The sequence below is a fragment of the Arthrobacter sp. TJ-238 genome, from assembly GCF_058269215.1.
The window spans coordinates 97,897-111,008 of the sequence record NZ_JBZCNH010000008.1; the positions used below are offsets into that span (position 1 = coordinate 97,897).

Below are 13,112 nucleotides of genomic sequence, written 5' to 3' on the forward strand. Positions count from 1 at the left end.
CGATGCTCGACCCACTGACCATCAGCCGGATCACCGACGAACTCGTCGACGCCGCCCGGACCCGCACCCCGGTGCCGTTGTTGACCGCGCGGTACCCGGAGATGACGGTGGAGGATTCCTACGCCGTGCAGCGGCTGTGGCGGCAGCGCAACGAGGACGCCGGCCGCACCCTGGTGGGCCGGAAGATCGGGCTCACCTCGCGGGCCATGCAGGCCGCCACGGGGATCACCGAACCGGACTACGGGGCGATCTTCGACGACATGGTCCTCGAGACCGGCTGCTCGGTGGAGTGGGAGCGCTACACGAAGCCCCGGGTCGAGGTGGAACTCGCCTTCGTGCTCAAGGAGGATCTCGCCGGACCGGGCTGCACGATCTTCGATGTCCTCAACGCCACCGACTACGTGGTGCCGGCGCTGGAGATCCTGGACTCGCGCATCGAGATGCAGGGCCGCACCATCGTGGACACCATCTCCGACAACGCGGCGATGGGCGCCATGGTGGTGGGCGGCAGGCCCGTGAAGCCCGACGCCGTGGACCTGCGGTGGGTCGCCGCGATCCTCTACAAGAACCAGGTGGTGGAGGAGACGGGCGTGGCCGCCGGGGTCCTGGGCCATCCCGCGGCCGGCGTGCACTGGCTCGCGAACAAGATCGCCGCCCACGGTGACGGCCTGAAGGCCGGGGACATCATCCTCGCCGGTTCCTTCACGCGCCCGCTCTGGGTGGACCGGGGCGACACCGTCCATGCCGACTACGGACCGCTGGGAGCCGTGACATGCCGCTTCATCTAGCCCCAACGTTCGCCGACGCACTGGCCGCATCCGGGCGTCCTCTTGCCGGGATGTGGGTGTGCTCGGGCAGCCCGCTGGTGGCCGAGATCTGCGCCGGGTCCGGGCTGGACTGGCTGCTGGTCGACGCCGAACACAGCCCCAACGGCCTCGAGTCCATCCTCGCCCAGCTCCAGGCGGTCCACGGGTACCCGGTGCAGGTGCTCGTCCGGCCACCCGTCAACGACACCGTGCTCATCAAGCAGTACCTCGACCTGGGTGTGCAGAACCTGCTGATCCCCATGGTGCACTCGGCGGCCGACGCGCGGGCCGCCGTCGCGGCGACCCGCTACCCGCCCGAGGGCGTCCGCGGCGTCGGGTCCGCGCTGGCCCGGGCCGCCCGCTGGAACCGAATCCCCGACTACCTCGGCACCGCGGGGTCGACGATCAGCGTGACGGTACAGATCGAGTCCACGGCCGCCGTCGGGGCCGTGGAGGACATCCTCGCGGTCGACGGCGTCGACGCGATCTTCGTCGGACCCTCCGACCTCGCCGCCTCCATGGGACTCCTCGGCCGGCAGGAACACCCTGACGTCCGCGCCGCCGTCGTGCACTGCCTCGCAGCAGCACAGCGCACCGGGAGACCTGCAGGCGTCAACGCCTTCAACCCGGACACGGCACGGTACTACCTCGACGCAGGCGCCCGGTTCATCCTCGTCGGGGCCGACGTCGCCCTCCTCGCCCGCGGCTCCGAGAACCTGGCCGCAGCCTTCGTCCCCGCGGCCGACGGCGGAGCCCCGGGGAGCTACTGATCCGACGGGAACCCCTCCCTCAGCCCGCGGTGGACCTCCGCCGCTGAGCCTCAGTCCCGCGCAGCGCACAGCAGATCTGCCTCCGGCAGCACGCCCTTGTCCGGCCACGGTGCCGGGACGAGGGTGGGGTCATGACCGACGAACGCAGACCCACGTCCCTCGACGACACCCTGACCCAGCAGCTCATGAGCCACCGGATCCTGCTGCTCGGCACCGAACTGGACCAGGAGGGCGGCAACCGGCTGTGCACGCAGCTGATGCTGCTCTCCGCCGAGGACCCGCAGCGGGACATCAGCCTGTGGATCAACTCCCCCGGCGGGTCCGTGCCCGCGATGCTCGCGATCCGCGACATCATGCGCCTCATCCCGAACGACGTCTCCACCGTGGTCCTGGGCCTGGCCCTCAGTGCCGGGCAGTTCCTCCTCAGCGCCGGGACGCACGGCAAGCGGTTCGCCCTGCCGCACGCCCGCGTGCTGCTGCATCAGGGCTCCGGCGGTATCGGCGGCACCGCGATGGACATCGCCATCCAGGCGGAGGACCTGCGGCACACGCGGGACACCGTGCTCGGGCTCATCGCCGCGGACACCGGTCAGCCGATCGGGCGCGTCACAGCCGACTCGCTGCGCGACCGGTGGTTCACGGCGGCCGAGGCGCAGGAGTACGGGTTCGTGGACCGGATCATCGACCACCTGGACGACATCCGGCCGGGCCGGCGCCCCGCGGTCAGCCTGGGCGGCGTGCGATGAGCAGCTACACCATCCCCTACGTCACGGTGCGCCACGGCAACGGATCGCAGCAGACCCTCGACATCTACAGCAGCCTGCTGACCGAGCGCATCATCTACCTCGGCACCCCCCTGGACGACGGCGTGGCCAACGCGCTCATCGCGCAGCTGCTCCACCTGGAGTCCGCGAGCGCGTCGCTGCCGATCGACCTGTACATCAACTCGCCCGGCGGGTCCATCAGCGCCATGCTCGCCGTGTACGACGCGATGCAGTACGTCACGCCCCCGGTCCGCACCACCTGCATCGGCCAGGCGACCTTCACCGCGGCGGTGCTCCTGGCCGGGGGTGAGCGCGGCGCGCGCTCCATCCTGCCGCGGGGACGCGTGGTGCTGCACCAGCCGACGATCGACACGGGCAGGGGCACCATCCCCGACCTCATCCTCGAGGCCGACGAGGTGGAACGGATCACGGCGCTCCTCGACGAGCTCCTCGCCCGGCACACCGGGAAGACGGTGGAGGAGATCCGGCGGGACACGGACCGGAACCTCGTCCTCGACGCCCGGCAGGCCGTCGGCTACGGGGTGGTCGACACCGTGGTGGAGTACCGCAAGACGGACCCGCCCGGGTAGGGACGAGCAGTCCCCTCCAGGCCGGCTCAGGCGGCGAGGTGGACCTGCGGCCCTCCGCCCCGGGCCATCCGGGTGGTGGCGTGGGAACTCAGGGTCCGCACCGTCACTCCGAGCGAGCGGGCGATGGCCGCGAGGATCTCCGACGAGGCGTCCTTGCGGCCCCGTTCGATCTCGGAGAGGTACTGCGGCGAGATGGCCGCCCGGCCGGCGACGTCCGTGAGCCGCTCGCCGCGGTCGAGCCGGAGGTCGCGCAGCACATCGCCGTAGGCCTCGCGCAGCAGGGGCTCGCGCCCCGGGCGAGTGTCCTCCGGGGCCTCGCCCGGGCGGTCCGTCCGCGGTGGGGCCTGCCGGCGTCGTCCGGGGGTCGCAGGTGACGGAAAATACAGAATCTCGCCCATGCAGCCTGACTGTAGCCGGGCGCAGGGCCGGGTGGGGGCCGCTCTGCTCAGAGCAGAGCGGCCGGGTACTAGCTCGTCCTCCGCCGGTACGTCGCGATGGCGACGGCGTAGGCCGCGGCGAGGAGCGCGGCGCACCACGCGAGCGCCGTCCAGAGGTCGCCGTCGACCGGCCGGCCCGCGAACAGGTCCCTGATCGAGTTCACGATCGACGTGACCGGCTGGTTCTCGGCGAACCAGCGGACGGGGCCGGGCATGGTCTCCGTCGGGGCGAAGGCCGAGCTGACGAACGGGAGGAAGATCAGCGGGTAGGAGAACGCGCTCGCGCCGTCCACGGTCTTCGCTGACAGACCCGCGATCACCGCCATCCAGGTCAGGGCGAGGGTGAAGAGCACCAGCATCCCGAGCACACCCAGCCAGGCGACGGGACCCGCCGACGTCCGGAAGCCCATGAGGAGGGCGACGCCGACGACGATCACGAGGGAGACGAGGTTCGCGACGAGCGAGGTCAGCACGTGCGCCCACAGCATGCTGGACCGGGCGATGGGCATGGACTGGAAGCGCTCGAAGATGCCGCTCTGCAGGTCCAGGAACAGCCGGTACGCCGTGTATGCCACGCCGGAGGCGACCGTGATGAGCAGGACGCCCGGCAGCATGTAGTCGACGTAGGAGGACGTGCCCGTGTCGATCGCCCCGCCGAACACGACGACGAACAGGACCATGATGGCGACGGGCATGACCGCCGTCGTGACGACGGTGTCGAAGCTCCGGGTGATGTGGCGCAGCGACCGGCCGGTCAGCGCCGCGGTGTCGCGGACCATGTGGGTGCTCATCGGGATCCCCCTCCGGCCTGCTCGTCCCTGCCCGCCGGGGTGGTGCCGATGATCGCGAGGAACACGTCCTCGAGGGTCGGCTGCTTCTCGACGTACTCCACCCGGGCGGGCGGGAGGACCTGCCGGAGCTCCGCGAGCGTACCGTTCGCGATGATCCGGCCCTCGTGGAGGATGGCGATGCGATCGGCGAGCTGCTCGGCCTCGTCCAGGTACTGCGTGGTCAGCAGCACGGTGGTGCCCTGCCCTGCCAGTTCCCGGACGGCACGCCACACCTCCAGCCGGGCCTCCGGGTCGAGGCCCGTGGTCGGTTCGTCGAGGAAGACGACCGGCGGGCGGCCGATGAGGCTCATGGCGATGTCCAGGCGGCGGCGCATCCCGCCCGAGTAGGTGGCCGCCTTCCGGTCCCCCGCGTCGGTGAGGGCGAAGCGCCGCAGCAGGTCCTCCGCGATCTGCCGCGGATCCTCCAGGTGCCGTAGCCTCGCGACGAGCACGAGGTTCTCGCGGCCGCTGAGGATCTCGTCGACGGCGGCGAACTGTCCCGTGAGGCTGACGGATTCCCGGACGTCCGGCGCCTGGGCGGCGACGTCGAAGCCGTTGACGGCGGCCGTCCCGGTGTCCGGGGCGAGCAGCGTGGACAGGATCCTCACCAGGGTCGTCTTGCCGGCGCCGTTCGAGCCGAGCAGCGCGAAGATGCTGCCGCGGGCCACCTCGAAGTCGACGCCGCGGAGGACGTGCAGGTCCTTGTAGGACTTGGCGAGGGCCGTCACGCGGATCGCCGGAGCCTCGGCGGTCATCCCCGTTCCTCCGCCTCGGCGCGGTCGATGGCCTTCGCGAGCCGGTCCCGTTCCTTCCGGATCCAGCTCCCGCCGCCGTAATTCTGCATGAACTCCTCGGCGAACTCCACGGGGTCGGTCCCGACGACGTCGCGCAGCGGGATGCCTGCGGCGACGCTCTGCTCGAAGAGGTCCGCGAGGTCGGTGACCATCGCGATGAGGCTGTTGCCGTCACTGCTCGGTCCGAGGTGGAGCAGGTAGCGCTCCAGCGCGAGGGCCGCCTCCCGGTAGCCGTCGGGCAACTGCCGCACGCGCTCCCTGTACTCCCGGTACCGCTTCTTGTCGCCGAGATCCCCGACGATCTTCTCGATCCACATGGTCACCGTCCTCCTTCGCGGAGCTGTTCGAGCCGTTCGGAGAGGAAGCTCCAGGTCCTCCAGAACTCGTCGAGGTATTCCTGCCCCCGCGCATTGAGGGAGTAGACCTTGCGCGGAGGCCCCTTCTCGGAGGGGACCTTCTCGACATCGACGAGTCCGCGCTGTTCCGCGCGGATCAGGAGTGCATAGATGGTGCCCTCGGCGATGTCCGTGAAGCCCTGATCCCTCAGCCACGCAGTGATCTCATAGCCGTAGGCCGCCCTGCCGGCCAGGAGGGCGAGGACGATCCCTTCGAGGGTGCCCTTCAGCATCTCCGTCGCCTGCTTGCCCATGGGCCCCTCCCGCTACCTAGTGGTGCTTGATACTGGTACAAAGTAACACTGGGTACCGGTAGCTAGCAAGAGGGAGTAGTAGAGCGATGATCAGCGGCTGCTGCCGGGCGGACGCATAACAGCCGTCCGGGCCGGGGCCTCGGCCGTCCGGCCTGCTCCGCGGCTCCGACCCTGGCCTCGGGGTCGCGGGACTCGCTACGATCCGACCATGACCCGAACCCACCTCCCGCCGGCAACCCACCAGCGGCCGGCAACCCTGGCGGCCGCCCTCCTCGCCGTCGTCGCAGCATTCCAGGCCGCCCTCGCCCTCGGCGCACCGTGGGGAGAAGCGGCGTACGGAGGCGCTCACCGGGGTGCGCTGCCGGCGAAGCACCGCGCATCGAGCGCCGTCGCCTCCCTGGCCTACGGCGCGCTCACCCTCATCACGCTGGGCAGGGGGCCGGGCTCGACGGCGAGGCGCCGGATCCTCTCGGGAGCCTCGGCCCTCATGATGCTCGGCACCGCCATGAACCTCGCGTCACGGTCCCGCCTGGAACGGGCGCTGTGGACGCCCGTGGCAGGGACGCTCGCCGTCACCCTGCTGCGGACGGCACGCAGCACCCCGACGGAGGATGCCCGCCCTACAGCTGGTCCTCGAGGTGGAAGACCTCGTCGAGCCTGAGCATGCCCTCATCGGGACGGCCCTCGAGGGCCACGAAGAACGGCGCCATCTCCGCCTGCCACCGCGCATTGACCTCCGTGTCCGCCATCGCGGCCTGGGCCGCGGCGAAATCCTCGCACTCCACGTATCCGATCAGCAGGCCGTCCGGGCGCAGGAACAGCGAGTAGTTGGTCCACCCGGTGTCCTTGAGCGCCCGCGCCATCTCGGGCCAGATGGCCGCATGGCGTTCGCGGTACTCGGGGATGCGCTCGGGCCGGACCTGCAGCTGGAAGCACACGCGTTCCATGGTTCTCCTCTCCATGTCCGGGGCCTCAGAGCGCCACGTGGCGGTGCTCGACGCCGAGGAGGGATGCCGCGGCCCTGACATCTGCTGCGCGGTGGCCGACGCAGAGGGCCCAGTGGTGACCGATGCCCGTCTGGCTCCACTCGTCCACCCACAACCCGGGGTCGCCCCCGAAGTCCACGCGCGACGTCGTGTTGCCGATGGCGAGCAGCGGGCCGGGCACCACGGTGCCCTCCGAGGTGACGAAGACGTAGGAGCCGTCCGGGTCCTGGCCGATGCCGAAGGTGGTGACGGGACCGTGGCGGACGTCGAACTCCACCGAGACGCCCCAGCCGCGCTTGCCGTGGTAGACCCCGAGTCCCCGCAGCAGCGGGTCGGCGGCGCTCACGGCGAGGTGGGCCGGACCGTCGTGGCCCATCTCCACCACGTTGTCGAGGAAGTTGAGGGCCTGGATCTCGGTGAAGGAGCCGCCGGCCCCCATCGCCTGCGCGGCGACCATCGCGATCGAGGTCCGCAGCTCGTACTCGCCCGCCATCGGGACACCGCGGGCCGTGAGGATCGAGGCGCCGAGGATCATGCCCGCACCGAGGCGTTCGTGCTGTTCCCCCGCGAGCCCGCGGTGGTAGTAGGCGAGGGAGTCGAGGTCGAACTCGGTGACGAGCCGGTCGAGCCCCACGGAGACCTTCGCGCCCCACGCGAAGTCGTCGTCGTCCACGGAGCGGTCCACGGTGAACAGGGTCCGGGCGAGCGCCATGCGTTCGCGGACCTGCTCGTCCGTCACCTCGCCGACGAACTCGCGCAGGTCGTCGAACTCGACCACCTCCACGTGCGAGCCGAATGTCGTCGAGACGGTGGTGAGGTCGGTCGAGACGTCGAGCATGCCCGGGTACACGTGCCCCATGAGGCCGTGGCAGGCGTGCCGCAGCCTGCCGCGGACACCGGCGGCGTGGACCCACTGGTTGATGCGCTCCCACGCGGACTCCTGCGTGAGGTACCCGGAGACCGAGCGGAACGGGATGCCCGCCCGCTTGAACACATTGGCGACCTCGGGCACGGGGCACTGCCCGCAGTACGCGAGCCACTTGCCGGTGTCGAAGTTCGCGTGGTCCATGGCCTCGGTGGGCTGCAGATCGATCACGAGGACCGGCGTCTGCGAGCGCTGAGCGATCGGCAGGACCATCGAGGAGGTCAGGTAGGTGGTGAGGAAGATGACGATCAGGTCGCAGTCCGCCCGCCGGAGCTCCTCGGCGGCCCGTGCCGCCTCGCGGGCGTCCGACACGAACCCGACGTCGGTCACGTCGGCGTCGAGCGCGTCGAAGCGGGAGGTGACGTACCGCGCCGATTCCTGCAGCTGCGGCAGGAGGTCGGGGAACTGCGGCCAGTACGCACCGAGGCCGCCCGAGACGAGTCCGAGGCGCGTGGGACGCCGGCGGACCGGTTCGAGCAGGCCGGGTAGGGCGAGCGGCGCGGACGAGACCGGGGAGTCGGTGGTCATGGGTGCTCCTGGGGCAGTCGGAACAGGGAATGAAGGAGGAATGAAGGAGGAGCAGCAAGGACGGGGGTCACACGCGGGCGGGGCGCCCGCCAGGAGCGCCCCGCCCGGGTGACTAGAAGTCGTAGTCGCCGATGTTCTCGGCGCTGAACACGGTGGGCGGACCGACCAGCACGATCCCGCCCTCCGTCACCTCGCGCTCGCCGAGCTCGCCGGCTTCGAAGGTGTCGCCGACCTCGCCGGTGATCGAGCCGTCGGCCAGTGCCTTGCCGGCGAAGGCCGCCACGTAGCCGAGCTGTGCCGGGTCCCAGAGGGCGAACTCGGTGACGGTGCCGTCCTCCACGAACGGCCGCATCTCGTTGGGCAGCCCGAGCCCCGTCAGTGCCACCTTGCCCTTGTACTCCGACGTGGAGAGGTACCGCGCCGTCGCGGCGATGCCGACCGTCGTGGGCGAGATGATGCCCTTCAGGTTCGGGTAGGCCTGCAGCAGGCCCTGGGCCTCCTGGAAGGACTTGGTGTCGTCGTCGTCGCCGTAGACCTTCGCGACGAGCTCGATGTTCGCGTACTCGGGGTTGGAGGCGAGCTCCTCCTCCATGAACTTGATCCACTCGTTCTGGTTGGTGGCGTTGGCGGTGGCCGAGAGGATCGCGACCTCGCCCTCCCCTCCGATCTGCTTCGAGATGAGCTCGAGCTGGATCAGGGCCACGTCCTTGGCGTTGACCTGGCTGACGAAGACATCGCGGTAGTCGGGGTTGGTGTCGGAGTCGAACGCGACGATCTTGGAGCCCGCGGTGCGGGCCTCCTCGAGGGCGGGGCCGACGGCATCGGGGTCGTTGGCGGCGATCACGATCACGTTGGTGCCGCGCTGCGTCTCGGCGTTGATGAAGGACACCTGGCTGGACGCGCTGGCGTCGAGCGGGCCGACCACCTCCGACGAGGCGAAGCCGGCCTCCGTTGCACCGTCCTCGCCACCGCCCAGCACCACGTCGGTGTAGGGGTTGTTGAGCTGCTTGGGGATGAACGTGATCGTCTGCTCGCCGTCCGACCCGCTGCCGCCTTCAGCGCCGCCGCCGCCGTCGGTGGCCGCACCGCCACCGCATGCACTGAGGACCAGCGCGGCGCTCGTCGCGAGAGCCGCGAACGCCGCCCGGCGCCGGGTGGATCCGGAATGAATGAACCTCATTGTTTTTCCTTTCGAAGGGCGCTGGAGACCAGACGCCGGGTTCGACCTCAGGGGGACGGCCTAAGGAAGTGGTGCTGCGCGGACCTGCCTCGCATGGCGGGCCCGCTGGACGGCGGCACCGATGGTCGGTGCCACCACGGAGAGGATGAGCAGGGAACCCGTCACGATGATGAGGACCACTTCGGAGACGCGGTCCAGCTTCAGGGCGTAGTTGATGGTGCCGATCAGCAGCACGCCCGCGAGGACGCCGGGGATCGATCCCTTGCCGCCGAAGATCGAGACGCCGCCCAGCAGCACAGCGGCGATGACCGCGAGTTCGAGTCCGCTCGCGTTGTCGCTCCGGGCGCTCGAATACCGGAGCGTCCAGTAGATGCCGGCGAGCGCCGACACGGTCCCGGTGGCCAGGTAGAGCAGGAACTTCGAGCGGGCGACGTCGATCCCCACGAAGGTGGCGGCCTCCCTGCTGTAGCCGAGGGCGAAGAGCCCGCGCCCGAACGGCGTGAAGTGCAGCACGACGGCGAACGCGATGATGAGCGCCACCACGCCGACCATCACTGTGGGGATGCCCGTGCCGCCGATCTTCGAGGTGACGAAGGACGTGAGCCCCGGCGGGAAGTTCGCCACCGCGTTGTCTCCGATCACCACGAGGGCGAGGCCCCGGAACAGGGCGAGCGTGCCGATGGTGACGGCGAGTGACGGCAACCCGAGGTAGGCGATGAGCACCCCGTTGAACGCGCCGGCCACGAGGCCCGCGAGGACGCAGATCACGAGGACCAGCGCGATCGGCATGCCACCCTGCCAGAGCACACCCATGAGTGCGCTGGTGAGCCCTGCGATGCTGGCCACCGAGAGATCGATCTCCCCCGAGATGATCACGAGCGTCATCGGCAGGGCGATGAGCAGCGTGGGGATCACGTCCAGGAGCAGGAAACCGACCGTGACCGGCGAGGCGAAGCGCGGGATCACGATGCTCGCGTAGAGCACGACGACGACGAGCACGTAGATCATGATCGCGTCGCGTCCGAGCAGGATCCGCGCGGCGCCGGTGCGGCCCTTGGGGACGGCGAGCACCTTGGTGGTGTCGGCCCGCCCTGCAGCCGGCCGGCGTGCCGTCTTCTCCTCGGAGGTCCTGGTTCCTGGGGCGGCCATGCGCGTGCCTTTCGTTGGAGAGCCGGTCTCCGGCCGATCCCGTGCGGGCTGGACGGAGGCGTCGGAGCCGGCCGCCGGTCCTGGCTGGGCGTCGAGTCGGTCAGACATTGCGCGCCTCCGCGATCCGGAGCTTGCGGGCGGACCGCACGCTGGCGAGGCGGTCGATGACGACGGCAGCGAGGATCAGGATGCCCACGATGGCCTGCTGCCAGAACTTGTCCACGCGCAGCGCCGTCAGGGCGCTGGTGATGGTGGTCAGCAGGAGGGCTCCGATCGCGGCCCCGACCACGGTGCCGCTACCACCGAAGATCGCGACACCACCCACCACCGCCGCGGCGACGACGTCGAGCTCGAGGCCGGAGCCCGTGGTCGCCCCCACCGAGTTGAAGCGGCTGGCGTACAGCACGCCGGCGAGGCCGGCGAGCAGTCCGTTCACCACGAAGGCGAGCAGGACCCGGCGCGTGACCGGGATGCCGAAGAGGCGCGCCGCATCGGGGTCTGAGCCGATGGCGTAGAGATCGCGGCCCGGCCGCGTGCCCAGCATGTACACCGCGACGATCCCGACGACGACCACGGCGATCAGCGTGATCACGGGGAACCCGAGGACGGTGTCCACGGAGAGGTTGCCGAACGCCTCGGGGCGGTCACCGGCGAAGTACTGGGTGCCGCCCGCCCAGGCGTTGTTGATACCGCGGAAGATGTAGAGCGTGCCGAGCGTGATGACGAGGGCCGGGACCTTCGCGATGGTGATCAGCAGGCCGTTCAGGGCCCCGAGGACCGCGCCGAAGAGCATCCCGAGGACGAACACCGCGATGATCGGCAGGTTCGGGGCGGCCACGAAGATGCTGCCGGTGCCGAAGGCCACGAGGCCGAGGATGGAACCGACGGACAGGTCGATGTTCCGGGTGATGATCACGAGCGTCTGGCCGACGGCGAGGATCATCAGGATGGTCGCGTTCAGCAGCAGGTCCTTGATGCCCTGCTCGCTGAGGAACAGCGGGTTGAGCGCCGCGGTCACGGCGACGAGCACCACGAGGGCGAGGATCACCGGGAGTTCGCGGAGCCTGAGGAAGGAGGCGAGCGCCGAGGGACGGGAGTGCCCGGGGGTGGGGTGCGCGGGGGCCGCGCTCTTGCTGTCGAGGCTCATCGCGAGGACTCCAGGGATGCGGTGGCGGCGTGCATGACGGTCTCTGCTGTGGCCTCGGCTCGGTCGAGGCGGCCGGTGATCCGGCCCTCCCGCATGACCAGCACGCGGTCCGCCATGCCGAGCACCTCTGGGAGCTCGGAGGAGATCATGAGGATCGCGATCCCGCGACCGGCGAGTTCGGAGATGAGGCGGTGCACCTCGGCCTTGGTCCCGACGTCGATGCCGCGGGTGGGCTCGTCGACGATGAGCAGCTTCGGGTCCGTGGCGAGCCACTTCGCGAGGACCACCTTCTGCTGGTTGCCGCCGGACAGGGTGGAGACGGCGTGTTCGGGCGAGCCTGCCTTGACCTGCAGGCGCTTCCCCCAGGTCTCGGCGGCCTCGCGCTCGGCGCGGCCGCTGATGATGCCGAACCGGGCGAGCGAGTGCCGGAGCGTGAGGGTCGCGTTGCGCTCCACCGAGAGGTCCATGACGAGCCCCTGCTTGCGCCGGTCCTCGGGCACGAAGCCGATACCGGCGTCGATCGCGGCGCGGGGGTCCTTGCGGCGCAGTGGCTGCCCGGCCATCGTGACGGTGCCGGATTCGTAGCGGTCGATGCCGAAGACCGCGCGGGCCACCTCGGTACGCCCGGCGCCGACCAGCCCCGAGAGGGCCACGATCTCGCCGGCCCGCACCTCGAAATCGATGTCGTGGAACACGCCCGGGCGGGTCAGCCCGTTGACCCGCAGGACGACGTCGCCCGCTTCCGTCTCGGTCTTGGGGAACAGGGCGTCGATGTCACGGCCCACCATCTCGCGGACGATCGCCTCGACGGACGTCGTACCAGTCTCATGGGTGGCGATGTAGGTGCCGTCGCGCATGACCGTGATGCGGTCGCAGAGGCCGAAGACCTCGTCGAAGCGGTGCGAGATGAAGAGGATGCCGCTGCCCGCGTCCCGCAGGCGGCGTGCGACGGCGAAGAGGCGGTCCACCTCGACGCCGCTGAGCGCCGCCGTGGGTTCGTCCATGACCAGCACGCGGGCGTCGAGGGAGATGGCCTTGGCGATCTCGATGATCTGCTGATCGGCGATGGAGAGCCCTTCCGCCACGCGGTCCGGATCGATCGGGACGCCGAGCTGATCGAACAGCTCCTTGGCGCGTCGACGCATCTCGACGCGGCTGATCAGGCCGAAGCGGCCCTTCGGCTGGCGTCCGATGAAGATGTTCTCGGCCACCGTGAGATCGGGGAACAGCGTGGGTTCCTGGTAGATGACCGAGATACCCGCGGCCTTGCTGTCGGCGACGTTGCGGAAGGTGACGGCCTGGCCCGCGACGAGGAACTCGCCCGCATCGGGCTGGTGCACCCCGGCGAGGATCTTCACGAGCGTGGACTTGCCCGCACCGTTCTCACCCACCAGGGCGTGGATCTCGCCGGCTGAGAGGTCGATGGTGCCGTCCGCGAGGGCGACGACCGGACCGAACGTCTTCAGCGCTCCCCGGAGGCTCAGCACCGAGGTCCGCTCCGGGTCGGTCTGGTCCATGGCCTCGCTGCCATGACCGGCAAAGTGCGTCAATGCGACT

General features: G+C 70.2%; 16 protein-coding genes. 5 read left to right on the top strand and 11 right to left on the bottom strand.

What is annotated here, in order from left to right:
- Window positions 1–2 precede the first annotated feature (2 nt).
- The 4 genes from hpaH to AC4D2O_RS16510 all read left to right on the top strand — a co-directional run bounded on the left by hpaH (window position 3) and on the right by AC4D2O_RS16510 (window position 2,930).
- Window positions 3–788, top strand: coding sequence for a 2-oxo-hept-4-ene-1,7-dioate hydratase (gene hpaH, locus AC4D2O_RS16495; RefSeq protein ID WP_490908435.1), 786 nt, complete (start codon window positions 3–5; stop codon window positions 786–788).
- On the top strand, window positions 773–1,576 hold the full coding sequence (locus AC4D2O_RS16500; RefSeq protein ID WP_490908436.1) for an HpcH/HpaI aldolase family protein: 804 nt from the start codon (window positions 773–775) through the stop codon (window positions 1,574–1,576). The genes hpaH and AC4D2O_RS16500 overlap by 16 nt, the downstream gene beginning before the upstream one ends.
- Before the next feature lie 131 nt (window positions 1,577–1,707).
- On the top strand, window positions 1,708–2,322 hold the full coding sequence (locus tag AC4D2O_RS16505; protein ID WP_490908437.1) for a ClpP family protease: 615 nt from the start codon (window positions 1,708–1,710) through the stop codon (window positions 2,320–2,322).
- Window positions 2,319–2,930, top strand: coding sequence for a ClpP family protease (locus AC4D2O_RS16510; protein WP_490908438.1), 612 nt, complete (start codon window positions 2,319–2,321; stop codon window positions 2,928–2,930). Before AC4D2O_RS16505 ends, AC4D2O_RS16510 begins: the two co-directional genes overlap by 4 nt.
- A gap of 26 nt (window positions 2,931–2,956) precedes the next feature.
- On the opposite strand, the gene AC4D2O_RS16515 is transcribed toward AC4D2O_RS16510, so the two are convergent.
- From AC4D2O_RS16515 to AC4D2O_RS16535, 5 genes are all read right to left on the bottom strand, one after another.
- Window positions 2,957–3,328: a helix-turn-helix domain-containing protein gene (locus tag AC4D2O_RS16515; RefSeq protein WP_490908439.1), complete on the bottom strand. Its 372-nt coding sequence runs from the start codon at window positions 3,326–3,328 to the stop codon at window positions 2,957–2,959.
- 68 nt (window positions 3,329–3,396) lie between these two features.
- Window positions 3,397–4,158, bottom strand: coding sequence for an ABC transporter permease (locus tag AC4D2O_RS16520; protein WP_490908440.1), 762 nt, complete (start codon window positions 4,156–4,158; stop codon window positions 3,397–3,399).
- Window positions 4,155–4,952, bottom strand: a complete 798-nt coding sequence (locus tag AC4D2O_RS16525) for an ABC transporter ATP-binding protein (RefSeq protein ID WP_490908441.1) — start codon at window positions 4,950–4,952, stop codon at window positions 4,155–4,157. The genes AC4D2O_RS16520 and AC4D2O_RS16525 overlap by 4 nt, the downstream gene beginning before the upstream one ends.
- Complete coding sequence (locus tag AC4D2O_RS16530; RefSeq protein WP_490908494.1) at window positions 4,949–5,308, bottom strand: DUF1048 domain-containing protein; 360 nt, start codon at window positions 5,306–5,308, stop codon at window positions 4,949–4,951. The genes AC4D2O_RS16525 and AC4D2O_RS16530 overlap by 4 nt, the downstream gene beginning before the upstream one ends.
- Window positions 5,309–5,310: 2 nt before the next feature.
- Window positions 5,311–5,640, bottom strand: a complete 330-nt coding sequence (locus tag AC4D2O_RS16535) for a PadR family transcriptional regulator (protein ID WP_490908442.1) — start codon at window positions 5,638–5,640, stop codon at window positions 5,311–5,313.
- 208 nt (window positions 5,641–5,848) lie between these two features.
- Here AC4D2O_RS16535 and AC4D2O_RS16540 point away from each other — a divergent pair, with 208 nt between their 5' ends.
- The gene (locus AC4D2O_RS16540; protein ID WP_490908443.1) at window positions 5,849–6,301 is read left to right on the top strand and encodes a hypothetical protein; all 453 of its coding nucleotides are present in this window, start codon (window positions 5,849–5,851) and stop codon (window positions 6,299–6,301) included.
- On the opposite strand, the gene AC4D2O_RS16545 is transcribed toward AC4D2O_RS16540, so the two are convergent.
- From AC4D2O_RS16545 to AC4D2O_RS16570, 6 genes are all read right to left on the bottom strand, one after another.
- Window positions 6,261–6,602 (bottom strand): L-rhamnose mutarotase, encoded by a 342-nt coding sequence (locus AC4D2O_RS16545; RefSeq protein ID WP_490908444.1) that lies wholly within the window; start codon window positions 6,600–6,602, stop codon window positions 6,261–6,263. The two genes, AC4D2O_RS16540 and AC4D2O_RS16545, sit on opposite strands and share 41 nt — an antisense overlap.
- A gap of 10 nt (window positions 6,603–6,612) precedes the next feature.
- Window positions 6,613–8,079 carry an arabinose isomerase gene (locus AC4D2O_RS16550; protein WP_490908445.1) on the bottom strand — a complete coding sequence of 489 codons (1,467 nt, stop codon included), beginning with the start codon at window positions 8,077–8,079 and terminating at the stop codon, window positions 6,613–6,615.
- 112 nt (window positions 8,080–8,191) lie between these two features.
- Window positions 8,192–9,259 carry a rhamnose ABC transporter substrate-binding protein gene (gene rhaS, locus AC4D2O_RS16555; protein ID WP_490908446.1) on the bottom strand — a complete coding sequence of 356 codons (1,068 nt, stop codon included), beginning with the start codon at window positions 9,257–9,259 and terminating at the stop codon, window positions 8,192–8,194.
- 60 nt (window positions 9,260–9,319) lie between these two features.
- A complete protein-coding gene (locus AC4D2O_RS16560) occupies window positions 9,320–10,408 on the bottom strand; it encodes an ABC transporter permease (RefSeq protein WP_490908447.1) in 1,089 nt (362 codons plus the stop codon).
- 100 nt (window positions 10,409–10,508) lie between these two features.
- Window positions 10,509–11,555: an ABC transporter permease gene (locus tag AC4D2O_RS16565; RefSeq protein WP_490908448.1), complete on the bottom strand. Its 1,047-nt coding sequence runs from the start codon at window positions 11,553–11,555 to the stop codon at window positions 10,509–10,511.
- The gene (locus tag AC4D2O_RS16570; protein WP_490908495.1) at window positions 11,552–13,072 is read right to left on the bottom strand and encodes a sugar ABC transporter ATP-binding protein; all 1,521 of its coding nucleotides are present in this window, start codon (window positions 13,070–13,072) and stop codon (window positions 11,552–11,554) included. The genes AC4D2O_RS16565 and AC4D2O_RS16570 overlap by 4 nt, the downstream gene beginning before the upstream one ends.
- Window positions 13,073–13,112: the final 40 nt, after the last annotated feature.